Below are 24,935 nucleotides of genomic sequence, written 5' to 3'. Positions count from 1 at the left end.
GAGGTGTGTGTATGGATCGGCGGCGAGTCTTATTGGGCCATGACGACGCGCGCCCCGTCCTTGAGCTTGTGGTGGCCGGCCCGGACGACCATATCCGCCTGCTGAAGACCTGACACGACCTGCACGCGGCCGTGCGCGCGCTGGCCCAGCGTGATTTCCGTGAGATGAACCGATCCATTCACGACGCGGTACGCGAACGTCTTGTTCAGTTGATACACGACCACATCCTCGGGAACCAGCAACGCTTCATTCCGGCTCGCCAGCAGGAGCGCCGCTGTGGCAAAGAGGCCAGGACGGAGTCGCCCGTCTTCGTTCTGCATGCGTGCGCGGACATGGACGGCCCGATTAGTGGCCTCGACCCGTGGATCAACGGCATACACCTCGCCGCTGAACGTCCGGTCCGGATAGGCATCGGTCGAGAGCGTCACGTGTTGCCCGAGCGCCAGGCGGCTGAGGTATGTCTCGGGAACCTTGAAATCGATCTTGAGCGTCCGGAGGTCCTCCAGATTGACTACGTCCTGTCCCGGCTGGACATAGTCGCCCGGAGACACGCGGCGCAAGCCGACCGTCCCGGCAAAGGGCGCGCGAATCTTCGTTTTCTTGAGCCGCATCTGATACAGCAGGCGATTGGCTTCGGCGGCCTGCAACAGGCTCCAGGCTTCGTCGAGTTGTTGAGCCGGAACAATCGTGGTCTGATTGATGCCGAGCCGCTTGAGCCGCTCATACGTCAACCGCGCGATCCGTTCCTGCGCGGCCGCTTGGGCCGCTTGAGCCTGGAATTCGGAATCGTCCAGCTCGAGCAACAGGGTGCCCGTTTCGACCGACTGTCCTTCCTGGAAGTGGATGCGGGTGATCAGGCCGGCGACCTCCGGACGAATCAGGATGGATTCATTGGCGTCGAGACTGCCGACCGCCGTGACGGTTTCGGCGATCGGGGCGACCTGCACCCACGCCGTCTCGACGAGCGTCCTCTGCTCCTCCGGTCCAGTTACGCGGGGCTCGCCGGTCGCGCGCCCGCTTCGCAGAGACATGAGCATCGTGGCCAGGCCGACGAGCACCAGGAGGAGAACCGCCAGTCCGATCCATCGACGTGACATGAACGACCTCTCGGCCCTTGAAGTCTCAGCACAACCGCGATGGCGTCAGACTGCCGCGTATAAGCAGCCGTTGTGACGCCACGTGCTTCAGCTCTCGCTCGATCGCGCAACAACGCTCTAGAGCATGAACAAGCTACCCGCTCAAAGACAGGACCCCACCGCCCCCCACGCTTCAGCGTGAGGCGAAATCGTCAAGCACAGCGCTGGATTGAGGATGCAAGGTATGACGACGGTTTCTATCGAAGCAAGCCACCGTGCGTTCAACAGCGACGGATGTTTTGATCATGGTCTCGTGATCCTTATTGTGGACACAGGCTCCGGGATTCGAGACCCTCCGGCCGCTTGGAAGCCCTGTTGATCCTAGTCCAGGCTGAGACAGGTTTCAATGCCGAAAGGCACAATGCGCAATGGGGTCAGTTCTTGAAGGCACAATGGGGGTCAGAAGGCACAATGGGGTCAGTTCTTGACTTCGCATCAGCTACGCCCTATCGTCTCGTCCCATGGCCCGCCCGCTCCGCCTCGAATTTTCCGGCGCGCTCTACCACATCACCGCGCGCGGTAATGCTCAACAACCTATCTTCCTTGATGACGGCGATCGGCAACAATTTATCCGCCTACTCAGTCGTGAGGTCCAGCAACAGCGCTGGCACTGTTACGTCTACTGCTTGATGGGGAACCACTATCACCTCGTGATTGAAACGCCTGAGCCAAATCTCAGTCGTGGCCTCCGGCGACTCCATGGCACCTACACCCAATGGTTCAATCGCGGCCATCAACGCGTGGGACACCTGCTGCAAGGCCGGTTCAAAAGTCTGCTTGTGGAAAAGGAGCCCTACCTCCAGGAACTCTGCCGTTATGTCGTGTTGAATCCGGTGCGAGCCGGCATGGTGCCGGAGGCAGGGGTGTGGCCGTGGAGTAGTTATCGAGCCACCGCTGGCATGCAAGACGCGCCAGACTGGGTTGCCGTCTCTGCAGTGCTGTCCCTCTTCGACCGCAACACATCAACCGCTCGGAGCGCTTACCGACGCTTCGTTGCCGAAGGGCTTCACCAGCCGTCACCGTGGAAGGACCTGCGAGGCCAAATCTTTCTTGGCAGCCTCAGTTTCCGTGAACGCATCGAACGACTCGTTCAAGGGAAGCCGCTGATCAACGTTCCCGCTCTTCAAACCTGCCCCACCCGTCTCTCTCCAGACGAAGTCCTCGAGCGCGTTGCCACCACGTATCGATTACCGGTGCATGCCGTCCTCGAGCGTTCACACCGCGAGGCCTATCACACAGCGGTATACTTGCTGCGGCGCGTGGCGAATGAACCGCTGCAGACCGTCGCGATTCGCTTTCGAATCTCCCTGTCGCGAGTCTCGAAAATTCAGACGGCGATCGAAGCCGCATCACATTCTCCTCAGCAGGTCCGAGTCTTTACCACATGCAAAGTCAAGAACTGACCCCAGTTTTTGAATTCGATTCGCTTTCGAATCTCCCTGTCGCGAGTCTCGAAAATTCAGACGGCAATCGAAGCCGCACCCCGTTCGCCTCACCAAGTCCGAGTTTTTGCCGCATGCAAAGTCAAGAACTGACCCCAGTTTGGGGCAGGGCTAGGAACCTCGGACACGCAGAATTTTTGCAACACAATCGCCTCCGTGAGCTAGCCGTTAGAATTTCAGCCCCACAGTGGCCAGCACGGTGCGAGGTTCGCCGTAAAAGAGTCGAGTGGTGGAGTTAAAAGCGGATTCGATATAGCCCTGATCAAAGAGATTGCGGAAATTCAGCGCGAGATTGACTTGTTTTGCATGAAGCCAGTTGCCGGAGTGCACATCGTGGTTGTAGTACAAGGCGGCGTCCACTCGCACAAAGCCTGGCACGTTCAACTGTGGCCCAAACAGCGAAGCATTGCGACTCGAGTAGCCGAATACACCGCCGCCAACTCCAAACCCCTGCAGCACTCCTTCTTGAAAATAATACGTCGACCACAACGTGGCCTTATTATATGGAACAAAGGCGAGGCGTTTGTTGACCAGTGTCGGATCATTGTCCTGCGTGACCTCGGCATCGGTATAGGCATAGCTTGCAATGACATTCCATCCGCTGGTTAGAGTGGCGGCCACATCAAACTCAACACCCTGGCTGCGTTGCTCCCCGGTCTGGACCTGGGCAAGAGGATTGAAGGGGTCCGGAGTGAGTAAATTCTCTCGCGTGAGATGATACCAGGCAAGCGTTGTTGATACTCGATTGTCCAAGAAGAAAGATTTGATGCCGATTTCATATTGCGTCGATCGTTCAGGTTTAAACAATTGCCCAGTGGGATTGAACACAGAAGGAGTATTGGGAAGAAAGCCTCTGGTCCAAGAGGTATAGAGCGAAACCGGTTCGATAGGTTGATACACCAAGCCTAGCCGGGGGCTGACAGCGGTATCGTCAGAGGTGTCCTGAGTGCTGGACGTGGGGTTGATACTCTGATGCACATAGTCAAAGCGGACTCCTCCCATAAATTTCAAATTTGGCAACAAGGCGATCATGTCCTGCAGATAGACCCCTGCCATCTTGCTATCATCCTTTAAAAGGAACGGAGCCGTGATCGGCCCCAACCCCTGTGAGTAGTTCGGCGCATAGAGATCAATATTGGGGGCCGTTCGCGACACCCCTTCGGTGGGGTCCGTCTTGTCCTGCCGCAGTTCGAAGCCGGCGAGCAGATTATGTTCCATTTCCAACAGCTTGAATCGGCCGGTCAGATTCGTGAACATGTTGTGGAAGTGGCGTTGCCACGTGCCTTCTTGGCCAAAGCGGGTCAGCGTCCGCTCATCGGCTTGCAGGACGCCCGGATTTGCGGTCACGAGTTCGGTCCGTTCAAACACCGTATAGCGATACGCATTGCGAACCGCCCAATCGTTGTTGAATTGATACGTCAGGTCATAGCCGACCCGAGTCTGCTGTCGCGTGTCCTTCTCGAAGTCGCCAAGCGATGCATTCCGGCTGCGTGGGAGCGCGCCGTTGATATTCGGAAGCACGGTTCCAAGGGCAGGAACTCCACTGTACCGAGGCATCCATCGTCTAAAGTAGTCGGCTTCCACCGTAAGTGTCGTGCGATTGTTCATCAACCACGTGAAGGAGGGAGCGATGCCTACCAGATCTCGCCTCACGTAATCGACGAAGCTTCCCGCATCCTGTCCGACAACGTTGAGGCGGTAAAGCAGCGTCTTACCGGGACTGAGTGCGCCGGTCGCTTCGATCTCGGATCGGTAGAAGTTGTAGTTTCCGAATGTCGCATTGATGGAGTAATACGGATCGGGCAGCGGTTTCTTCGTGATGAGGTTGACGATGCCTCCGGGATCACCCTGTCCATACAGGACCGCGGCCGGTCCTTTTAGCACCTCGAGTCGCTGGATATTGTAACTATCTGTCCCGTTCAGAATATTGCTGGGATCGATGAGACCATTACGGTACACATTGTTGACTTGAAATCCTCTGATGAGGAACGAATCGTTGAGGTTCTGGGAACTGCGATTGGTGACCAGGCCGGATACGTTTTCCAAACTGTCCTGTAGACGAAACGTCCGCTGTTCTTCGATGACTTTCCGGGTGATCACCTGAATCGACTGCGGCACGTCACGAACCGGCGTATTGCTTCTCGTGGCAGTGCTCGCTTCTTCGGCCACATAGGATTTCGTATCGTTGTCGCGCTCCCGAACCTCCTTCACGAGAATCTCCGGCACCTTGACCGGCTTTTGCGATCCCTGCCCTGATGGTGTCGATTCCATTGTTGCGGCCACCCCCGCGGCTCCGGCGATCCCGGCTGCGGGCAGAGCATTCGCGGAACCATCGCGCTCGAGCGTGATGGTCTCGGCGTCAGTGAATCGATAGGTCAACCCGCTGTCCTTCAAGAGAATCTTCAATGCTTCTTCCGGCTCGTGCAGGCCGTGAACTCCGTTCGTATTCAGGCCTTTCGTCAACTCGCCGCTGTAGAGGACTTGAAGATTCGTCTTTGCCGCGAATTCGGCCAATGCGCCCGCGAGTGGCTTCGCAGCGATTTCGAAATCCATCGGCTCGGCAAGTACATATTCCGGACCGCCGACTACCGCTAACGCGCACACCAATAGCACGCCGGCACAGAGCATCCACCTGTTCATGCAACCCTCTTGGATAAGTTCGGTCCTCGCCCGTAAGACGCACGAGCTCGGTACCACCCCAAGTGGTTGCGAAGAAATTTTTATCGGGATGTTTGGAAAGCAGCCTGAGGCTATTGGTAGAGAACGACGAGATATCCGGCGACCGTCACTGATTTGACATGGAATGTCGTTTCCAAGGCATGCACGACCGCCGCAGGATCACCTGTCTTGAAGACACCGCTGATGCGATGCTGACGGAGGCCGGGACTGATCACCAGGATTTTACCCGGCCAATACCGATCGACTTCTTCGACGACTTCTCCCAGCGGTTTGAGATCGAAGACCAATTGTCCCCTGCGCCAACCCGTTGCTTGCACCAGGTCGGCCTGCGATACGGCACCGATACCCGTGCGACGGCTGTACCCGATCTGTTCACCGACTGTCACCTGTGATGGATTGGCTTGGCGATTCGCCTGGTCTAACTTAGATACTTCCACGGTCCCTTCTGTCACCGTCACCGTCACTTCATCATCGTGCCGCCTGACGTTGAACTCTGTCCCCACGGCCCGCGTAATGCCGCCCGCAGATTCAACGTCGAACGGACGAGACTTGTCCGGTGCGACTGAAAACGTGGCTTCACCCTTCTTTAGACGGATAAACCTGCGTCGTTCGGTCAATTCGACGGAGATCGTCGAGTCCGTGTTCAGATGGACGGTCGATCCATCTTCCAGAGTTATGCTCAAACGTTGTCCTCTGGCAGTGGAAATCATACCCGGCGTCCACTGATCCAGATATTCGGAGAACCATAGTCCGGCGAGCACGACCAATGCGATCGACGCAGCAAGAGCCCCCCATTTCCATTTCAGCCCTACACCCGGTGAAAGGACTTTGGATGATTTGATTCCCTGGCTGGCCTCCTCCCACACAAGACGGCTGGGCGCATCGAGATCCCGCCAGAGGTTATCGACCTTGTCGAAAGCGGCACGATGGTCTGGGGTTCGATTCTTCCATTCCTCGAAGGAGCGGTGCTCCTCGGGAGTCAGATCCTCCGATTGCAGGCGGACCCTCCAGTGAATGGCTTCGTCCGATAATGTACGATCATCCGGCGTCACGTGATGTCCATGCCGAAGCAGGCGCCTACTCTGCATGACGAGCGAATCGAGTGTTACCACAGTCTGCGACCTCTCATCTACCGCCACGCTCCATATAATCACGGCAATGCGCCAACGCCTTGCTCATGTGCTTTTCGACGGCGCTCTTTGAAATGTTCAGCTGTGCCGCAACTTCGCCATAAGATAGATGCTGCGCTTTGTGAAGCAGAAACACCGTACGGCACTTGGGCGGCAAGGTGGCCACGGCTTCTTGCAGCAAACGGCATTGCTGCTGCGCTTCCAATACGGTTTCAGCCGACGGGGCCTGGCTGGCAATGGCCTCAGTCGCCACGTCGCCTGCTTCATAAACCGAACGCAGCTGCTGGCGGCGCATGGCGTCCGTCGCCAGATTGGCGGCTGTCCGGAACAAGAATGCGCGTGGATGCGTGACGTCCGTGTCGTGATCCACGCGCGTCACACGCAGGTAGGTATCCTGCACGATGTCGGCCGCCAATTCTTTGCAGCCAAGTTTTCTGGTGAGAAAGCGGGTCAGCTCGTCATAACAGTTGAGAAAGGAGGCCAGGAGAGGATGCTCTGAGTAGTCGTGCGTGGACATATCGTGACCGGCAACGTAGCACTGATGACGATCGAAAGAACATGTTTAGTTTCCTGATAAAAAGCACGTGGTGTTTTGCGAGGGAACAACTATCATGCCGCTCATTGTTTGCCTAGACTGCCCATAGCGAATCGCCGGCATTGAAATCTTGTCTCCAGCTAGAACTTCAAGCCGAGCGTGGCCAGGACGGTGCGCGGCTCGCCATAAAAGAGCCGTGTTGTCGAATTAAATGCAGACTCAATATAGCCCTGGTCGAAGAGATTGCGGAAATTCACGGCAAGATTGACCTGCTTGGCATGAAGCCAGTTTTCCACCGGCAGATTATGGTTGTAGTACAGCGCCGCATCGACGCGGACGAACCCTGGAATATTGAGTTCGGGCCCGAAGATTGAGGCATTACGGCTCGTGTACCCAAACACACCGCCACCTACGCCGAATCCCTGAAGCAGACCCTCCTGAAAATAGTAGGTCGACCAGAGCGTGGCCTTGTTATACGGCACAAATCCCAATCGCTTGTGGAGGAGCGATGGATCGTTATCTTTGGTGACTTCCGCATCGGTATAGGCATAACTCGCGATGACGTTCCAGCCGCTCGTGAGGCTCGCGGTAACGTCCAACTCGATCCCCTGACTTCGCTGCTCGCCCGTCTGCAGGGAATACCCGAGGGGACCGAGTGTGGGATCAGGCGTGAGCAGATTCTCTCTCGTCAAATGGTACCAGGCCAATGTCGTCGATACTCGATTGTCCAGAAAGAATGTCTTGATACCGACCTCGTACTGCGTCGAACGCTCCGGCTTGAACAATTGCCCGCTCGGATTCAGTGTATCTGCGGTATTCGGCAGAAACCCGCGCGTCCATGACGTATACAGCGACACCGGTTCGATGGGTTGATACACCAATCCCAACCGCGGGCTCACGGCCGTATCATCGGAGGTTAACTGGCTGCTCGGCGTCGGATTGATACTTTGATGGACGTAATCAAAGCGGACACCTCCGAGAAATTTGAGGTTTGGCAATAATTCGATGAGGTCTTGGAGATAGGCGCCGGCCATCTTGGAGTCCGACTTTGAAAAGAAGGCGAACGTCTGTTCGCCAAGTCCTTGGCCATAGGAAGGAGCAAATAGATCCAGATTGGGAGCCGTACGGAATACCCCCTGAGTCGGATCTGTTTTGTCCTGCCTCAGTTCAAACCCCATGAGCAGCCGATGATCCATTCCAAGCAATGGGAAATGACCGGTCACATTCGTAAACATGTTGTGAAAATGCCGGTGCCAAATCGATCCGGTAGAACCCCCTTCAATGCCGGCCCGGGTCAGCGTACGCTGATCCGGCAGCAACCCGGTCGGAAACGCGCTCAAGAGTTGGTTCTCTTCAAAGATGGTGTATCGATAGGCATTGCGAATGGCCCAGTCGTTGTTGAATTGATGGGTCAGGTCATATCCGACCCTGGTCTGTGTTCGCTCATACCGCTCCTTCTCACCGAGGGTCGTATTGCGATTGCGCGGCAGTGCGCCATTGATGTTGGGAAGGACCGTTCCAAGCGCGGGAAGACCGCCGTAATCGGGATTCTGTCGTTTCAAGTAATCGGCTTCCACCGTCAACGTCGTTTTTGCGCCAATCAGCCACGTAATCGCAGGCGACACGGCGATCAGATCCCGCTTCACATAATCGACGAAGCTCTCCGCTTTCTGTCCAGCAAAATTGATTCGATACAAGACCGTCTTGCTGGCATTGAGAGGACCGGTCGCGTCGAGCTCAGTCCGATAAAAATTGTAGCTCCCGATCATGACGTTTGCGGAATAGTACGGATCGGCCAGCGGCTTCTTCGTCACCAGATTGACGATCCCGCCCGGATCTCCCTGCCCGTAGAGCACGGATGCCGGTCCTTTGAGCACCTCTAAACGCTGGACATTGTAGTTATCCGTCGCGTTATTGATGTTGCTGGGATCGATTAAACCGTTACGATAAATGTTGGTGACGCTGAATCCGCGAATGAGGAAGGCATCGTTGAGTCCCTGAGTATTGCGATCGGTCACGATACCGGCGATGTTCTGGAGCGAATCGGCCAAGCGAAACGTTCGCTGCTCTTCAATGACCTTTCGCGTGATCACCTGAATTGATTGCGGCACGTCACGGATCGGCGTGTCGGTTCTCGTGGCGGTGCTCGCTTCTTCAGCCACGTATGATTTGGTGTCATTTTCACGCTCGCGCACGTCCTTCACGAAAATCTCCGGCACCTTGACCGGCTTACTTTGGGAGCCTGCACCGCCTGAGGACATACCTTCGGCGGCAGCCATGGCACCCACTCCAACTGCTGCGGCTGCAGAAGCGGCCGACGTGTTCGTCCGTTCCAATGTCACCGTATCCCCATTGATCGACCGATAGGTCAATCCCGTTCCGTCCAGAATGCGGGTCAGCGCTTCCCCTGGAGGGTATTGGCCGGTCACGCCGGGGGAAACCACTCCCTGTGCAAGATCAGATCCGTAGCCGACTTGCCAGTTCGTCACCTTGATGAACGCATCCAATGCGCTTGGCAACGGCTGCGACGGAATTTCAAAGGCGAACGTTTGATCGGACTGGACAGGCTGGGTTGGAGAGGCACCATACGCTATCGAACCCAGCTCTCCGACCAGCAGGCCTGCGACCATGGCACCACGTATCTTCGATCGAACCTTGAATATCATCTCACGCTCCTCGTCGATAGTTGTTCCCCAGAATCTTTGACTTGAGATCAAGGGTTCTCTACCTAGACGAACGGAGCAGGACAAAGTCTTAATGGAATGGTGAAGGACAAGCGTTGGCTGAACGCTTAGTTGAGGATCAACAGATAATCGGAAAGTCTGGTGAGCCTGGCGTGCGTGGCGTCAGCGAGGGAAGTCATCACCGCCACCGGATTGTCGAGCCGATAGTTCCCGCTGACCCTCATCGTCTTGAGCTTCGAATTCGCAATGACAATGATTCCCGCGTGATACCGGCTCAATTCCGCGACGACCTCGTCCAGCGTCCGATCATGAAATCGGAGCCTTCCCTCGACCCACGCAAAGACCTCTTCGGGATCGACGCGGCGCAACGGTTCAAGCCCATTGTCCGTCACTCTGACTTGATCGCCGGCTTGGAGGAGCATCGCCGAGCTGTTTTCATCCACGTGCCGCACAGCCACTTCACCACGTTTGACCGTGACGATGGTCGCCTGCGATTCCCGCCGCATCGAAAAGGCTGTCCCCAATACGCGAGCCGAGGCTTGGCCGCCAATCAGTTCGAACGCACGCTCGGGATCGCGTGTGACTTCGACATAGGTCTCGCCTTTGAGCAGTTCGAGCCTGCGGGTTGAGGCTGAGAATTGGACGTTGACGGCAGACCCGGTATTCAGGGTCGCGATGGAACCATCCGACAGCGAAAACTTTTCCCGTTGCCCGGTACCGGTCTTGTGATCCGACTCCAGTGCGATCCGAATCGCCGTGACATTCATCAATGCGATGGCCATGACGACCGTGACCGCGATGATGGCACGAGATCTCAGCCGATTGCGGTCCCTTTTCGGCGGTACCGAGGCGACCTCTTCCTGTCCATGTCTCATCACCGCATCGGCGAATTCAGGAGAGTCCCACATTCTGACGACTGATCGATAGGCATCGGCATGACGAGCGTCGGCCTTCTGCCATGCCTCGAACGATCGTCTCTCTGCCGTAGAAACGTTCGCTTGCTTCAACCGCAAAAACCAGTCCAATGCCTGATCCATGACCGAATTCAGCCCAGGTTGTTTGCCATCGCCAGATCGGAATCGTTGAGACACTCCGGCATGCATTTCCCGTCGAGTTTTCCATCCGGACAGGTGTAACCCCCAACGTGACTTGGCCATTACAGTGCGTCCTTGTCCATCATGGCCGTCAGACAATGCGCCAGGGCCATGCGGATGTCGTTGTAGACGGTGCTCTCGGACACTCCCAGCTGCGCCGCAATTTCCGGATACCCCATCCCATGAATCTTGTTGAGCAACAAGATGTGTCGAGCCCGTTGCGGGAGCTTCGAGAGCGCCGCATCGAACATGGCAAGGCGCTGCCCGTCCATCGTCTGCGTCTCAGGAGAGGGCTGGGTAGAGGCCACCTCCATCCACGCTTCCGAGTCGACCTCATTTGTCATGAAGCGGCGGCGCGTCCGTTCACGTCTCAGATGATCGATCGCCAGATTACGGGCGGTTTGGAATAGAAATGTCTGGAGGTTGAGAATCGGGCGCGTACTGACGGCGGACGAGACTCGCACGTACGCCTCGTGCGCGAGGTCTTCGGCCGTGTGAGGACATCCGACCATCCGCGCGATCGTCATGACGAGCGTGTGGCGTTGGCTGAGAAACAGTTCTTCCAACATGAATGATTGGTTTTGCTCTCTCATCTATATAGACGAATAACCCCTGGTCGGGTCTTAATCCGGCCGGTACACGATAGAGTTTTGCAAGGCAGTATAGGGACGATGCCTCTCGGCAGGCCATGTTCAACCGCCGGAAAATCGGGAAGTTCTTGTGGGAGGAGGATGCTCACTATTCGACAAGGAAAAAGTGAGAAAGACCGGCTATGTTATAGTGTCGCTCCCAATCAGCATTACTTTTGGACAGCCTGCCGGGTCATGAACCAAGGCTTCACTCAATCCATCAACAGTCTCCATTCTTGGAGCGGGCTGCTCTCCGGCTGGGTGTTGTTTGCAGTTTTTCTCACGGGAACGCTCACTGTCTTCGACAACGAAATCACCGCTTGGATGCAGCCCGAACTGCAAGAGGTGACATCGGCTCTCATGAGAGAACGTGCTCCGGATCCCGGATATCGAGTGCGGCCGGCCATGCTGGCTGTTCGTCAACCCGGAGAAGGATCCATTACCGACCTGCCGGTCTTAAAGGTCAAATGGCAGGAGAACCGAACGTTTTCGGGTCAAACGATCGACCCCCTCACCGGTCAACTGGTGACGTATCGGGACACTCAAGGCGGCGATTTCTTTTACCACTTCCATTATGAGCTATTGTTGGGACAACCCGGCGCGTGGATCGTCGGCGCATCCGGAGTCGCCATGCTCGTGGCGCTGTTCACCGGTCTGGTCATTCATCGCAGGATCTTCAAGGATTTTTTTTCATTCCGTTCTCAGTCTTTTCCCTACCGCGCCTGGCTGGACACGCACAACATCACCGGCGTACTGGCGACTCCCTTTCACCTCATGATCACCTTCACCGGTCTGGTCGTCCTCTGGTCCATCTATCTGTCTGCAGGATTACCGATCTCGTCCCAAGAAGATTCCGGCATGGCGCCGGTTCAGCATGCATTCGACGTCCAGGACATGACGAGCGATCGCGCAGCACCCGTTCTCGTGGGTCTGGCAGATGGCTTAACCGGTGACAGACCGCCTGCCCAATCGCCCGTCGGCGAGACATCCCAGTCACTCCTATTCGATCTGCATTTCGCCCAGTTCGGAAGCGCCGCCATACGGTGGGTCTACTTCATCTTGGGATTGACGTCGAGCATCATGATCGCCACGAGTCTTCTGTCATGGACCACCAAGCGGCGGAGGTATGACATGAGCCGCCCGCGTGCCATGCATACTCGTCTCATGGAAAGTCTCAACGTCGCTGCGGTGGCGGGATTGCTCGTCGCGATCGGAGCGTTCTTATGGGCCAATCGCTTGTTGCCGCTCCCGCTTCCCGGGCGGGCATCATGGGAAGTACGCTGCTTTTTTCTGGCATGGGGATTTTGCCTCATGCATAGCCTGCTGCGGGGCGGGAACACGTTCGCATGGAAACGCCAACTCTCTGTCGCGGCCTTGCTGTTGGGAAGTCTGCCGCTGCTCAATGCCTTCACGACCAAGAGTCATCTACTGGTGAGCGTGCCGAGAGGACAATGGGCAGTAGCCGGAGTCGACCTCACGGCATTGGCGGCCGGGGTGCTGTTGGGTTGGATGGTCAGACGACTCGGTCAGGACAGTCCCGAACAATCTCACAGACAAGTCTCATCCGCGATCTCACCTGATGTAGAGTCGGAACAACTTTGACGGGGTCAAGGAGTGAGAATTGGAAAGCTCTTCACCAAAACGTCTTTCTTCAGGCTCCATCCCCCGCCTACATAACAAAGTTGAAGCGCTCGCATCGCCCGAAAAGCTGTTGTTCGGAAGCGAGAGAGTCATTATGTGGCTGAATGCCTGGAAATCGCCGTAGTGACGCAAGGCAAATCGTTGGACGAAACCATGAAGAATCTACATGAGGCTGTCGAACTGCATCTGCAAGGAGAGGATCTGGCCGAACTGGGACTTGCACCGAATCCCACTCTTCTTGTGACAATGGAATTTGACCTGGCTCATGCCTAGACTGAGACGGTTGTCTGGAGAACGGGTCATCGCTATCCTCGTCCAATTTGGGTTTACGACATACTCCCAGCGCGGCAGTCATGTGAAGCTTCGTCGAAAGGGACCCGCACAGGAAGCTCAAACGTTAACCATTCCCCTCCATCTCCCCTCCATCAGGAACTTGACATTGGCACGTTGCGAGCCATCGTGAGACAAGCTTCGCGATTCGTAGCTGAGAGCGACCTTCGAAATCATTTTTACACGGATTAATTCGAACAGTATCATTCTACTTTTCTTCAGGCCAATTCCAACCTGTGTAGTCAGTCAAGTGGATTGTGTGCATCGACACTGAATAGGTAGAACGGTCAAGATGGAAGGTCCACTCGCCGGCATACCAGCATTCGTCAACGTTACAATTTCGCGTTCACGCCCCCAGGCATGTTCATGCAGAGGCGTGCGTATAAGGGGGAGTCATGAAAAAGAGCTCCGCCTATCAGGCAAAGCTGATCAAGACCCTACGTGATGTCCGTGAAGCCGAAGAATATCTGAAATGTGGCGGAGGCCCCCAAGGAGATATGGCGCAGCTGGCCGACAAAACCAAACTCGATCGTGAAAGCCTCTATAAAATGCTTCCTCCGCATGGCAATCCTGAGTTCCGGAGTCTCGATATTCTTCTTCATGCCTTGGGATTTCGTCTCGCCGTCACTGTGAATCGCTAGCAGCCCGCCAGCGATCATTCACCATTGAAGAGCGCGTGCTTGGGTTGAATGCGGACTCAAGGTAGCAGAATGTCCCCTTAAATTAAGCTCATCGGATTATCGTTAGGAGGATGGACGCCAAGACGAACTTTCTTTGAAGGGATGTCGAACGCGAAGCCCGGGAAAGCGGTAGTAATCCCGGTCGGTTGTGATCCATTCGCTTCCACTTTCGATGGCCAGCGCCGCGAGATACGCATCGGGAACCAAGTTGCCTTTGACGCCGGCCACATAAGCGGGAAAAGATTTCCCAATGACGAGGACCTGGTGCAATCACAGTGCAATTGGAGGGCTCCCGAAGTGCTCGAGCAAACGTGATGGCGGCAGTCATCGAACTGGGTGGATTGAAGACTTTGGGATGAGTCGCCACTCGGAGAAAGCCGCTCAGAACGAGATCGGAAACCCCATAGGCTTGGTCGGAATTGATCAGATTTTCGAGCCACTCGAGGTAGGCTCGATGATCATGAGCATCCTCGCGGTGGGCATAGATGAGTACGTTGACATCAAGAAGAACCATGCGGTTCTTCCATAAACGTCATGAGGGCTGCGGAATCGTCGAGATCGATCCCTGGACGTACCCCCTTGCCAGAAATGGTCGGGAGAGTGACCCTCTTGTGAGACGTCTTGGCCGTGCGGCGTGAGAGGAGATGACGGAGCGCATCTTCGATAACCGCTGTAGAATGTCCCCCATATTTCTGTCCCCCACACGGCTTGGAGCCACTGCACCATCGGTGGATTTGGTGTTGAAAGAAGCCGCGCGTCAGGTTCTCCGTTCGTAAACCTACGTCTTTCTCCAAGCTATCGCTTCTGCGCCACTCCTTTCATTAACTCAGAACCGCAGGCCCACCGTTGCCAGTACGGTGCGCGGGTCGCCGAAAAAGAACCCGGTCGTGGTGTTGAAGCCGTTTGTGACGTATCGCTGATCGAGTAGATTCTGAAGATTTACGGAGACGTTTATTTGTTTCGCTCCTAACCAGTTCCCTGTTTGCAAGTCGTGGTTATAGTACATTGCCGCATTTGCGATTACGTAACCAGGGATATTCACCTCCCCAGGCCCAAAAATAGACGCGTTCCGACTCGTATAGCCGATCACGCCGCCGCCAAGCCCGAATCCTCTAAGCAGCCCCTCTTGAAAGTGGTAAGTGGACCAAAGCGTGGCTTTGTTATACGGAACACTTCCAAGACGTTTGTGCACTAACTCCGGATCGTTGTCCTTGGTGACTTCAGCATCGGTGTACGTATAGCTCGCGATGACGTTCCAGCCGGTGATCAAACTAGCGGTGACATCGAATTCAATGCCTTGGCTACGCTGTTCACCGGTTTGGACGGAAAATCCCGGAATAAACGGATCCTGGGTTGTGAGATTCTCTCGGGTGAGGTGATACCAGGCCAAGGTCGCGGATAGTCGATTCTGCAAGAAGAAAGTCTTGATCCCGACTTCATACTGCGTGGACCGTTCAGGCTTGAACAGCGCACCGGTAGGATTAAACGCACCGGGAGAGTTAGGTAAGAATCCTCGCATCCAGGAGGTATAGAGCGATACGGGCTCGATAGGCTGATATACGAGGCCCAGCCGTGGACTCACACCCGTATCATCGGAATTTTGTTTAGGAGGATTTTCCAAATAGGGCCCGTTCTTTCCCCATTGGTACACGTAGTCAAACCTGACCCCGCCGACGAGTTTCAGATTACGCAAGAGAGCGATTTGGTCCTGAAAGTAGACGCCTACCAAACTTAGCCCTTGATCGAACTTACTGTTGCTCACAATTGGAGCGGTATATGGATTAATACTGTAATCCGGAGCATAGAGGTCGAAACTCAGTGAGGAACCCAGGCGTAGAATCTGCTGCGAAGGGTTGCTCCGCTGTTGTCGTAGTTCCACCCCGGTCAATAACGTATGGTCCATGTCCAACAACTTGAAATGGCCGATCACGTTCGTGATCATGCTGTGATAGTGCGATCGAGCGAGACTCGTTTCGGCTCCAAACCAGAATCGTTGGATCGTCCTTTGATCAGGATCTATGGCCAAGGGGCCACCATTGACTTGATTAATATCTTCAATGGCATAGCGATACATGTTCCGGATGGACCAGTCGTTGTTGAACTGATGAGTCAGATCGTACCCTATTCGGTAGACGGTTCGATCATTCCGGCCAAAACCGCCCATCCCGGTGAAAAGATTTCGTGGGAGCGGCCCATTGATATTAGGCAGTACCGAACCCTCCGCCGGAACGCCGGTGACCCGTTGGGTCCAACGTTTTAAATATTCACCGTCCACGGTCAGGGTTGTGCGATGGCTCATGAGCCAGGTGACGGAGGGAGTTATTCCCACCACATTGCGGTCTGCAAAATCCATGAAGCTATTCGCCTTTTGACCGACAACGGTCATCCGATAGAGCAGCGTTTTGCTGGCATTCAGCGGACCAGTCGCGTCGAGCTCCGACCGGTACAGATTATAGTTGCCAAGGATGACATTGGCGGAGTAGGCGGCCTCTGACAGGGGTTTACGGGTTACGATGTTGATGATGCCTCCGGGATCGCCAAGGCCGTAGAGCACGGATGATGGGCCTTTCAATACCTCCAATCGCTGAACGTTATAGGGATCGGACGCATTCGTTGCAGAGAAGGGATCGAATAGACCATTGCGGACGATGTTGTTGTTGTTTGCATTAAATCCTCGTATAAACCAGTCATCGTTTACATCGTTGCTGAGCGCCGACGAAAAAATACCGCTGATATTCTGAAGCGCGGTATCGAGTCTAATTGCGCGTTGCTCTTCGATCACTTTGCGCGTGATCACTTGTATCGACTGGGGTGTATCGCGAATCGGCGTGTCCGTGCGCATGGCTGTACTGGCGTCTTCCGCGACATACGACTTCGTGTCGTCGTCGCGTTGGTTCACATCTTTCACCAGAATCTCAGGCACTTTAACCGGCTTTTGTGCTGTTGATCCGGAATTTGCTTCGCTGATACCTGCTCCGGCTGCTCCTCCAGCGGCCGCTCCCACCAGCGGCACCGGCGCGAGAGACGACCCGTTCGATCGTTCCAACGTCACCGTATCAGCGCTCGTAAAACGAAAGCCCAAGCCGGTGCCTGCCAGCAATTGCGTCAGCGCTTCTTCCGCCGTGTAGGAACCGCGCACCCCGGGCGATGTCAGGCCGTTGGCAAGATCGTCGTGAAAGCTCACTTGAAGCCCTGATGCCAATGCAAAATCCCGTAGCGCGGTATTGAGCGGTTGACCCGCGATGTCATAGTTGATCTTCGAGCCGGCGCTCGTCGATGAAGCCGCTCCCGTTTCACTGAATGCCGGAAGCGCCTGTCCGATCATGATCCACAGGCCCAGAACCAGCATCGTGCAGGCTCTTATGTTTAGCGTGAACACGGTTTCCCGCCCGTCACGACTCGTTTTGCAACGACTGCCCGCAATACTTAACTGCATGCCAGCCTCCGGTTCTCTTTTTGCGTGTGGATGGCCATCGCTGTTTTGCCCTCTCACCCCTGCATGCTGGACGTATGGAGTTGAAAAATTCCCCCCTCCCCTCTCCGGATACAAACAAGGCTGAGAGAAATACCGGCTGGGACTAAACCAATCTCACGAGAATGCGATGGGAAGAGACGACGGGAAACCGGAAGACAGTAAGACTATGAGTTATCGGATGACGATGACGTGATCCGTGAGCCGCACGAGGTGAATCGGAAGCGTATCGGCCAACGTCGTGATGACGCGGGCGGGATCGTTGAGATTGTAGATCCCGGTAACCGGCAGAGAGTCGAGCGAAGAATTCCACACCGCAACATAGCCGCGGTGGTAACGGGACAATTCCCGCACCACTTCAGCGAGCGGCGCTCTCACGAAAACAAGCCGTCCCTGAAGCCACGCAACCTGACTGGCGGCATCGACCTGCACGACGGCTCCCGGACCCTGCGGGCCGACTGTGACCTGATCCCCGGAGACCAGTCGAACGGGTGAGGCCGCCGATGTTCTCGAGTCATCCACTTGCACCGAACCGTGCAGGACTGTGACTTGCACATCGTCTTGCCGGTCGCGGATCAGAAATTCCGTTCCCAGGGCCGTCGCCGTCACGCCATGTGTCTCGACAGTAAAGGGACGGGCCGCATCCGGTTGGACTGCAAACGAAGCTTCACCGTGCAGAAGGCGAATCAAGCGCCGGCCCGCCTCGTACCGCACCGCGATAGCTGAATCGGTGTTCAACGTGACGGTCGATTGGTCCGTCAATGTCACGACGCGGCGCTCTCCGACGGCAGTCGCATAGTCGGCCTTCCACCAGGTCAGGAGATCACTCGACCAGAGCGCGAGACTCAGCAGCAAGACCGTCGCCGCGACTGCCGCGATCCGCTGCTGTTTCCACCTTCCGGAACGAGAGATGCGCGCGATATCAGCCGGGACGGCGGTCCCCGCCACCCGTTTGGCAGCCAGAGTCATTTCCGGTGCTTCCCATAGCGCGGCCACTTTCTTATACGCGCGATCGTGCGCGGCGCTGGTCCGCCGCCAGGCTTCCAACCTCGCACGTTGATCCATGGAAAAATCGGATGCCGACTGGCGCATGAACCATTCGGTGGCTTCGCGCATGAGACGTTGATCGAGTTTAGCACCGCCATTTTGATTCGTATCTGACGGAGTCATGCGCACCTTGCCTAACTTGCCGAACAGCGTCATCGACAATGAGCCGATCACTATACCCTCTCTCCTAAAGACGTGTCATCGGGATCGCCACCCCCCGAGGTGTCATCCGCCGGAGGCTCATCTTCGTTGAGACACATCTGCTGGCAGTGCGTCATGGCTTTGACGAGGTGTTTCTCGACGGACCGTTCGGATATGCCCAACTGCACGGCGATTTCCTGATACGAATATCCGTAAACCCTCCGCAAGACAAAGACGGACCTTGTCCGTTCGGATAAATTCGTCAGAGCGACTTCCAGCGATGCAATCCGCTGTCTGTCATACACTTGCTGATCGGCCGGCGGAGCCTCAGTTGGAATCTTCTCGGCCTCATCCAGTGAGCGTTGCTTCTGCCCCCGGTGTTTTTCTCTGCGAAAATGGTCCAGCGCGAGATTGGTTGCCGTCCTGAACAAAAATGCCTTTGGAGATGCAATGGTCTGCGAAGCCGGGAGATGCGCGAGCCTCACGTACGCTTCCTGTGCCAGATCGGCAGCCGTGTCCTGGCAGCCAACCATGCGCCGGAGCATCGCCAGCAAATCCCGCTGGTGTTCTTGGAACAATTGTTCGAGATCTAAAGAAGGTAACGCACTCATACGGATACCGAGGGCGCAGAGGTCGACTTAGGGGGCAGACTAGCGGATTCGAGCGGGAAAGGGAATGTTCAGATTCCAGATTACTGAAGGCGGGTCACCGGCCTCCACCGCCTTGCACACCGCTGACATTGCGAAGGGCATCACCGATACGCAAGGCCCGTTGATCCTCGATCAAGTCCCGATTGATGACCTGAACGGAGCCGGGGATGTCCTTGATTGGAGTATCAGGGTTGCGTGAGGTGAAAGACGTACAAGGCTCAACATAGGTCCGCTCGGTCTTTGGCAGCTCGCAAGGGTTCCGCTGCGAAGCCGTTTGGGAATGCTGATCGGCGGCCTGCTCCACATCTGCCTGCGTCGTTGTACAGCCAACCAGACCGGCGACCATTAGAAACGGGAGAAACGAGAGAAGTATCTGTTTGGTCCGGATCATGATTCATTGTCGCAGCCTGATCCAGACCCAGTCAACGATGAACCGGCTACCGCTGGACGAGCGGGCGGGGCGAAGTCTTACTAAGCGCTGCGCTCACTATGGCCAGCCTGCCGTGCCGTTTGAGCCAGATGACGACGCCGGTGACCGACAAACCTGCCACGACCAAACCCATCAGGGAAATGAAAATGCGGCCAGGGATGCCGGCAATGCGGCCGCTGTGGAGCGGAAATTGAAGCTGAAGAAATATGTCGCCTGCCGTACCGCTGCCGGGAATATGCTCACCCAGATAGGCGCCGTCCGAACCATCGAAGTAGAGTCTTCGTACCCCAAACCCTCCCGACCCGTGATCGTTTTCAGGCTGAAAGAATCTCACCTGGTAGATCCCATAACGGGCATTGTAGGACACTCCCCCGATCGGTTCCCGCCAGCCTTTCTGTTTGGCCTCCCGCTCGGCCTTGGTGATGACCGTCCCATAGTCAATGGTTGGCTCGATCGGCTGATTGAGTGGACGCTGCTTCCGAAGGTCAAATGGATTCGGTGTCACCGTCGTCACCGCTGCCACGGCGGGGCGAACGATTTCCCGCGCGAGATTCAAATACACCGCGCTTACGGCCAGAATCAACAGAATGCCCCAGGTCCACAATCCGCCTGCCCGATGGAAATCGAAATTCAATTGATAGCGGCTCCCGTGACGAACCACAAAGGATCGCCGCCAGCGTTGCCAGTCTGGAAACGAAATGGCCAGCGCGACAAAGCAATCGAGCAGCCAGATGATGGCGACGCCACCCATGAACCACTGGCCCCAGCGATTCTGCCCGGCAAAGTTGGGAATGTGCAGCGTGTAATGCAGGCGGTAGAGAAATGCCATGAGATGTTCGCGGTCCACGGCAACCGCACCCCACTCGCGGCGGCCGAGTTCTTTCCCCGTGACCGGATCGAGAAAGACCTGGTTGTACCCGACCTTGTACAGTTTCTCGGTTTGAGAGTCCACGCGCGGTTGGACGCCGAACAATAGGGAATGACCGGACTCTGTTTGCAGTGGGATGTTGGTGACGCGCACCCGCTGGTCTGCGGCCTCGATGCGCGCGGCCAACTCAAGATAGGGGATCGCGCGGCCTGTCGTGGAGACGTCAAAGAGATGGTCGTTGAGCCATTCGTCAATCTCGTGGTCCCAGGAGATCACCGCACCGGTCAGCCCCGAAACGAGCAGGAACAGGGCAGTCAACAGCCCTGCCCAACGGTGAATGACGACACCTATAGCGCGCATGTATCTTTAGCGAATGGTACTGGACTCAACTCCTATATATGAAGACGGTTCAAGGGGGGATAAACCCACCTAAGATAATTGGCGACATCAAAGAATATGGACTTTCAATAAAATCATTAACTTATCGCACGAGCTGCAGATCGTCCCATTGGGAATTAAAACTTCAATCCAACGGTGGCCAGGACTGTACGCGGTTCGCCGAAGAACAATCGCGTCGTCGAATTGTTTGCCGATTCAATGTAGCCTTGGTCCAAAAGATTGCGGAGATTTAGGGCAATGTTGACCTGTTTCGCGCGGAGCCAATTTCCAGGTTGCAGATCGTGGTTGTAGTATAACGCGGTGTCTATACGGGCATATCCCGGAATATTGAGTTGCGGTCCCAAGATCGCTGCGTTGCGGTTGGTGTATCCAAAGATGCCTCCGCCTATACCGAATCCTTGTAGAAACCCCTCCTGGAAATAATAAGTAGACCACAGCGTTGCTTTGTTATAGGGAACCATGCCTAGACGTTTGTGCAATAAAGCCGGATTATTATCTGCAGTCACTTCTGCATCGGTATATGCGTAACTGGCGATTACATTCCAACCGCTCCTGATGCTGGCAGTCACATCGAATTCGATCCCCTGGCTCCGCTGTTCACCGGTCTGTATTTGAAACCCTTGCGGACCCAGAATCGGATCGGGCGTCAACAAATTTTCTCTCGTCAAGTGGTACCAAGCCAGTGACATCGAAACTCGATCGTCCAGGAAAAACGTCTTCATACCGACTTCGTACTGAGTGGATCTTTCGGGACTGAACAACTGTCCAGTTGGATTGAAGGTAGATGGCAGATTGGGAAGAAAGCCCCGGGTCCAAGACGTGTAGAGCGATACCGGTTCGATCGGTTGATAGACCAAGCCCAAGCGGGGACTTACGGCGGTGTCGTCGGACGTTTGTTGAGTACTCGCAGTCGGGTTGATGCTCTGGTGCACATAATCAAAACGAATCCCTGCCAACAATTTGAAATTGGGCAGCAGCGCGACCAAATCCTGAAGATAGGCACCAGCCATTTTACTGTCATCTTTCAAGAGAGAGGCAGCGGTGATTCCGCCCAATCCTTGAGAATAGTCTGGTGCAAACAGATCCAGATTTGGAGCCCGCCTTGAGACAGCCGTACTTGAATCGGTCTTGTCTTGTCGAAATTCTACGCCAGCGAGAAAGTTGTGTCCCATACCCAACAAGTCGAATCGGCCGGTTAGATTCGTAAACATGTTGTGAAAATGCTTATGCCAGACCGATCCGACTGACCCGTCTTCTATGCCGTTGCGCATCAATGTACGTTGATCGGGAAGTAGCGTGGACGGGTTGGCGGCAATGAGTTGATATTCGTTGAACACCGAATATCTATAAGCGTTTCGAATCGCCCAACTATTGTTGAATTGATGCGTGAGGTCATACCCCACGCGCATCGTTTCCCTATCTTGCCGCTCAAAATCGCCCAGCGACGCATTGCGGTTGCGAGGAATTTCTCCGTTCACATTCGGCAAAACTGTTCCCAGCGCCGGGACACCGCTGTACCGAGGAAGCCATCGCCTAAAGTAATCCGCTTCAACTGTCAGGGTTGTCCGATTGCTCATCAACCAGGTCAAAGAGGGCGAGATCCCGACGAGGTCCCGATTAACATAATCAACGAAGCTACCGGCATTCTGGCCGACAACGTTAAGCCGGTATAGGAACGTCTTGCCAGCATTGAGAGGCCCACTCGCATCGATCTCACTGCGATAGAAGTTGTAATTGCCGAAAGTCGCATTGATGGAATAGTACGGGTCTGGCAACGGTTTTTTCGTAACGAGGTTGATGATCCCGCTCGGATCGCCCATGCCATAGAGCACTGCCGCCGGACCTTTTAGCACCTCTAGACGCTGAAGACTGTAGTTGTCCGTACCGTTGAGATTATTGGTTGGATCGACGAGCCCATTACGATACACATTGTTAACCGCGAAGCCGCGAACAAAAAAAGCATCATTAAGACTCTGTGAACTCCGGTTGGTCACAACGCCGGACACATTTTCTAGAGCATCCTGCAAGCGAAACGTCCGCTGCTCTTCGATTACCTTTCGCGTAATCACCTGGATCGACTGCGGTACATCTCTGATCGGTGTATCCGTTCTGGTCGCCGTGCTCGCTTCTTCAGCTACATAGGATTTCGTGTCGTTATCGCGTTCCCGCACGTCTTTCACTAGAATCTCAGGGACTTTGACCGGTTTCTGGCCATTACTGTGCGGTTGGCCAATGGGCGGCGCGGCAACGGGCTGGAGCGTGAACGTATTCGGCCCGCCGGGTTGAAAGGACAATCCCGTGCCTTGCAGCAGGGTTTGAAGAGCCTCCTCTCTCGTGAACTCGCCGGACACCCTGGCGGATTGCAACCCCTGAACGGCCTCCATTTTATACAACATCTGAACGTGCGTCTGTTCGGCAAATGCATCAAGTGCCGATGGTAACGGCTGCGCTGGAATGTCGAAGGTGATCGTCTGCGCCCATGCAGACGCCGCCCACGTGCAAGACACGGCCATCCAGATCACTCCACGCGCGGTGATCGTCCATGGGCATTCGCCCGTTACATTCAGAATCCGTCCTGCGATCTTGCTGATTGTGTCCATCATTGCCCCTCGCCTCATCCGGGTGACCCGACCTTTACGCTCAACTGACGAGGTAGACGGACAACAATGGAAATCCCCAACCTCTGAAAACCGAATCCTGCAATTCGCAGCTCGAAATCCGAATCCTGAAATCTAAACCAAGGAATGAGAAGTTCGAGACTCGCAATCCGAAGCTCGACCCGTGAATCTGACGCACGAATTCAAAAGTCCGAATCTCGAAACTCGAATTTCGAAATTCGAACTTCGGATGTTCTCACCCTGGAATCCGGTGCTTGTTATTTCGAATTTGTGACTTTTTCGCTCAACGCCGGCTGATGATGATATCGCCCGATCGATTTGCGATCTCGACCGGCACGATATTCGGCAGAGCGGTAAAGAATTCGGCAAGATTGCGGGTGTTGAACACTCCTCTGATCTGCGTCGTCCCAAGAGCTGCATCGACGAGGAGCACGCGCCCAGGCCAATAGCGTTCGACTTCGGAGAGGGCTTCAGACAGCGGCACACCGTCGAAACGCAATGTCCCATGACGCCAGGCAGCCACGTACTTCGGCATCACCGTATCAAGCGGCGCCCAGCCGCCATGGGTTACGTACGCTCCCCGTTCCCCTGCGTTCAATACATGCCCGGCGGATATGGCTTTTCCTTCTGAAGGGAGTTCGACGTTGACGGCACCGCTTTCGACCGAGACAACGACTCGATCCGGCTGTTTATAAACCGCAAACTGCGTCCCGATATCATGAATGTGGCCCTCGGAGGCCAGTACTTCAAACGGTCTGGCAGGATCCTGCGCCACGGTGAAATAGACTTCGCCGGATTCTACGACCACCTGTCTGCCACGTTTCCACATGCGAACGGTCACATCGGTGCCGGTATTCAGGTCCATGACCGTTCCGTCATCCAGGACGACCGACCGCTGTTCTCCCTTAGCCGTATGATAGGCGGTCACGATCGGTTTCCCTTCGATCCACCACCAGGCCGTGGCGCTCGTCAGAACGATCGTAGCGGCGATGGCCGTCCAATATCCTACTGCGCGCCATGGCGATCCGGATCGGGCAGTTTGTGGGCTTCGGCCACGGGGTTTCATCGCCTGCGACAGTTGGCCCTGCAATTCATGACTCGGACTCTCGGCCACCGGTTCCAATCCAGTCCACACATCTGTGATCGCCTCATACTCGCCTCGATGTGTTCCATCAGCCGCGAGCCATTGCTCGAATGCAACTCGTTCAGCATCGGTGCATGCGGGCTCCCGCAAGCGGAGAAACCACTTTAGTGCTCTGTCGGATGCCGACGGGGAATGCCTGTGAAACGAGACGTCCATGATCATTCAGCCTCTGCGAGACCGCATCCA

Annotated in this window: 20 protein-coding genes and 1 pseudogene; 5 read left to right on the top strand and 16 right to left on the bottom strand. The window is 55.6% G+C overall.

Going from position 1 to position 24,935, the window contains the following annotated elements; translation table 11 throughout:
- Positions 1–29: 29 nt before the first annotated feature.
- A complete protein-coding gene (locus tag W02_RS18220; protein WP_173050313.1) occupies positions 30–1,097 on the bottom strand; it encodes an efflux RND transporter periplasmic adaptor subunit in 1,068 nt (355 codons plus the stop codon).
- Between the two features lie 500 nt (positions 1,098–1,597).
- Here W02_RS18220 and W02_RS21665 point away from each other — a divergent pair, with 500 nt between their 5' ends.
- Positions 1,598–2,539 (top strand): transposase, encoded by a 942-nt coding sequence (locus tag W02_RS21665; RefSeq protein ID WP_173050311.1) that lies wholly within the window; start codon positions 1,598–1,600, stop codon positions 2,537–2,539.
- A gap of 207 nt (positions 2,540–2,746) precedes the next feature.
- Here W02_RS21665 and W02_RS18210 read toward each other — a convergent pair whose 3' ends face one another.
- The 6 genes from W02_RS18210 to W02_RS18185 form a co-directional block, all read right to left on the bottom strand.
- Positions 2,747–5,218, bottom strand: a complete 2,472-nt coding sequence (locus W02_RS18210; protein WP_173050308.1) for a TonB-dependent receptor — start codon at positions 5,216–5,218, stop codon at positions 2,747–2,749.
- A gap of 110 nt (positions 5,219–5,328) precedes the next feature.
- Positions 5,329–6,369, bottom strand: coding sequence for a FecR family protein (locus W02_RS18205; protein WP_173050306.1), 1,041 nt, complete (start codon positions 6,367–6,369; stop codon positions 5,329–5,331).
- Between the two features lie 13 nt (positions 6,370–6,382).
- Positions 6,383–6,904, bottom strand: a complete 522-nt coding sequence (locus W02_RS18200; RefSeq protein WP_173050304.1) for a sigma-70 family RNA polymerase sigma factor — start codon at positions 6,902–6,904, stop codon at positions 6,383–6,385.
- 158 nt (positions 6,905–7,062) lie between these two features.
- Positions 7,063–9,588: a TonB-dependent receptor gene (locus tag W02_RS18195; protein WP_173050303.1), complete on the bottom strand. Its 2,526-nt coding sequence runs from the start codon at positions 9,586–9,588 to the stop codon at positions 7,063–7,065.
- Between the two features lie 125 nt (positions 9,589–9,713).
- Complete coding sequence (locus W02_RS18190; protein WP_173050301.1) at positions 9,714–10,763, bottom strand: FecR family protein; 1,050 nt, start codon at positions 10,761–10,763, stop codon at positions 9,714–9,716.
- Positions 10,763–11,269, bottom strand: a complete 507-nt coding sequence (locus W02_RS18185; protein WP_173050299.1) for an RNA polymerase sigma factor — start codon at positions 11,267–11,269, stop codon at positions 10,763–10,765. The genes W02_RS18190 and W02_RS18185 overlap by 1 nt, the downstream gene beginning before the upstream one ends.
- Before the next feature lie 162 nt (positions 11,270–11,431).
- Here W02_RS18185 and W02_RS18180 point away from each other — a divergent pair, with 162 nt between their 5' ends.
- The 4 genes from W02_RS18180 to W02_RS18165 all read left to right on the top strand — a co-directional run bounded on the left by W02_RS18180 (position 11,432) and on the right by W02_RS18165 (position 13,941).
- Complete coding sequence (locus tag W02_RS18180; RefSeq protein ID WP_173050297.1) at positions 11,432–12,931, top strand: PepSY domain-containing protein; 1,500 nt, start codon at positions 11,432–11,434, stop codon at positions 12,929–12,931.
- A gap of 135 nt (positions 12,932–13,066) precedes the next feature.
- Entirely contained in the window at positions 13,067–13,243 is a 177-nt protein-coding gene (locus W02_RS18175) for a type II toxin-antitoxin system HicB family antitoxin (protein WP_197742064.1), read from the top strand.
- Positions 13,236–13,433, top strand: coding sequence for a type II toxin-antitoxin system HicA family toxin (locus W02_RS22260; protein WP_197742063.1), 198 nt, complete (start codon positions 13,236–13,238; stop codon positions 13,431–13,433). The genes W02_RS18175 and W02_RS22260 overlap by 8 nt, the downstream gene beginning before the upstream one ends.
- Before the next feature lie 262 nt (positions 13,434–13,695).
- On the top strand, positions 13,696–13,941 hold the full coding sequence (locus tag W02_RS18165; RefSeq protein ID WP_173050295.1) for a DNA-binding protein: 246 nt from the start codon (positions 13,696–13,698) through the stop codon (positions 13,939–13,941).
- A 102-nt stretch (positions 13,942–14,043) separates the two neighbouring features.
- On the opposite strand, the gene W02_RS21660 is transcribed toward W02_RS18165, so the two are convergent.
- The 9 genes and pseudogenes from W02_RS21660 to W02_RS18125 all read right to left on the bottom strand — a co-directional run bounded on the left by W02_RS21660 (position 14,044) and on the right by W02_RS18125 (position 24,905).
- The gene (locus W02_RS21660; protein ID WP_232068590.1) at positions 14,044–14,250 is read right to left on the bottom strand and encodes a PIN domain-containing protein; all 207 of its coding nucleotides are present in this window, start codon (positions 14,248–14,250) and stop codon (positions 14,044–14,046) included.
- A gap of 4 nt (positions 14,251–14,254) precedes the next feature.
- A pseudogene (locus tag W02_RS22255) lies at positions 14,255–14,494 on the bottom strand (PIN domain-containing protein); the annotation flags it as partial.
- Positions 14,495–14,806: 312 nt separating this feature from the next.
- A complete protein-coding gene (locus W02_RS18155) occupies positions 14,807–17,416 on the bottom strand; it encodes a TonB-dependent receptor (RefSeq protein ID WP_173050293.1) in 2,610 nt (869 codons plus the stop codon).
- Positions 17,417–17,626: 210 nt separating this feature from the next.
- A complete protein-coding gene (locus tag W02_RS18150; RefSeq protein WP_173050291.1) occupies positions 17,627–18,673 on the bottom strand; it encodes a FecR family protein in 1,047 nt (348 codons plus the stop codon).
- On the bottom strand, positions 18,673–19,251 hold the full coding sequence (locus W02_RS18145; RefSeq protein ID WP_173050289.1) for an RNA polymerase sigma factor: 579 nt from the start codon (positions 19,249–19,251) through the stop codon (positions 18,673–18,675). The genes W02_RS18150 and W02_RS18145 overlap by 1 nt, the downstream gene beginning before the upstream one ends.
- Before the next feature lie 94 nt (positions 19,252–19,345).
- Positions 19,346–19,681: a TonB-dependent receptor plug domain-containing protein gene (locus tag W02_RS18140; protein WP_173050287.1), complete on the bottom strand. Its 336-nt coding sequence runs from the start codon at positions 19,679–19,681 to the stop codon at positions 19,346–19,348.
- A gap of 46 nt (positions 19,682–19,727) precedes the next feature.
- A complete protein-coding gene (locus W02_RS18135; RefSeq protein WP_173050285.1) occupies positions 19,728–20,948 on the bottom strand; it encodes a PepSY domain-containing protein in 1,221 nt (406 codons plus the stop codon).
- 155 nt (positions 20,949–21,103) lie between these two features.
- Positions 21,104–23,590: a TonB-dependent receptor gene (locus W02_RS18130; RefSeq protein WP_173050283.1), complete on the bottom strand. Its 2,487-nt coding sequence runs from the start codon at positions 23,588–23,590 to the stop codon at positions 21,104–21,106.
- A 298-nt stretch (positions 23,591–23,888) separates the two neighbouring features.
- Positions 23,889–24,905, bottom strand: coding sequence for a FecR domain-containing protein (locus W02_RS18125; RefSeq protein ID WP_173050281.1), 1,017 nt, complete (start codon positions 24,903–24,905; stop codon positions 23,889–23,891).
- Positions 24,906–24,935 lie beyond the last annotated feature (30 nt).

The organism is Nitrospira sp. KM1 (assembly GCF_011405515.1).
Lineage (GTDB): Bacteria > Nitrospirota > Nitrospiria > Nitrospirales > Nitrospiraceae > Nitrospira_C.
This window is presented reverse-complemented; position numbering and strand designations above follow the sequence as displayed.

Bases quoted from the DNA above. Each gene is read 5' to 3' on its own strand.
- W02_RS18220 (WP_173050313.1), bottom strand. From the start codon at position 1,097: ATGTCACGTCGATGGATCGGACTGGCGGTTCTCCTCCTGGTGCTCGTC.
- W02_RS21665 (WP_173050311.1), top strand. From the start codon at position 1,598: ATGGCCCGCCCGCTCCGCCTCGAATTTTCCGGCGCGCTCTACCACATC.
- W02_RS18210 (WP_173050308.1), bottom strand. From the start codon at position 5,218: ATGAACAGGTGGATGCTCTGTGCCGGCGTGCTATTGGTGTGCGCGTTA.
- W02_RS18200 (WP_173050304.1), bottom strand. From the start codon at position 6,904: ATGTCCACGCACGACTACTCAGAGCATCCTCTCCTGGCCTCCTTTCTC.
- W02_RS18195 (WP_173050303.1), bottom strand. From the start codon at position 9,588: ATGATATTCAAGGTTCGATCGAAGATACGTGGTGCCATGGTCGCAGGC.
- W02_RS18190 (WP_173050301.1), bottom strand. From the start codon at position 10,763: ATGGCCAAGTCACGTTGGGGGTTACACCTGTCCGGATGGAAAACTCGA.
- W02_RS18185 (WP_173050299.1), bottom strand. From the start codon at position 11,269: ATGTTGGAAGAACTGTTTCTCAGCCAACGCCACACGCTCGTCATGACG.
- W02_RS18180 (WP_173050297.1), top strand. From the start codon at position 11,432: ATGCTCACTATTCGACAAGGAAAAAGTGAGAAAGACCGGCTATGTTAT.
- W02_RS22260 (WP_197742063.1), top strand. From the start codon at position 13,236: ATGCCTAGACTGAGACGGTTGTCTGGAGAACGGGTCATCGCTATCCTC.
- W02_RS18165 (WP_173050295.1), top strand. From the start codon at position 13,696: ATGAAAAAGAGCTCCGCCTATCAGGCAAAGCTGATCAAGACCCTACGT.
- W02_RS18155 (WP_173050293.1), bottom strand. From the start codon at position 17,416: ATGCAGTTAAGTATTGCGGGCAGTCGTTGCAAAACGAGTCGTGACGGG.
- W02_RS18145 (WP_173050289.1), bottom strand. From the start codon at position 19,251: ATGAGTGCGTTACCTTCTTTAGATCTCGAACAATTGTTCCAAGAACAC.
- W02_RS18140 (WP_173050287.1), bottom strand. From the start codon at position 19,681: ATGATCCGGACCAAACAGATACTTCTCTCGTTTCTCCCGTTTCTAATG.
- W02_RS18135 (WP_173050285.1), bottom strand. From the start codon at position 20,948: ATGCGCGCTATAGGTGTCGTCATTCACCGTTGGGCAGGGCTGTTGACT.
- W02_RS18130 (WP_173050283.1), bottom strand. From the start codon at position 23,590: ATGATGGACACAATCAGCAAGATCGCAGGACGGATTCTGAATGTAACG.
- W02_RS18125 (WP_173050281.1), bottom strand. From the start codon at position 24,905: ATGGACGTCTCGTTTCACAGGCATTCCCCGTCGGCATCCGACAGAGCA.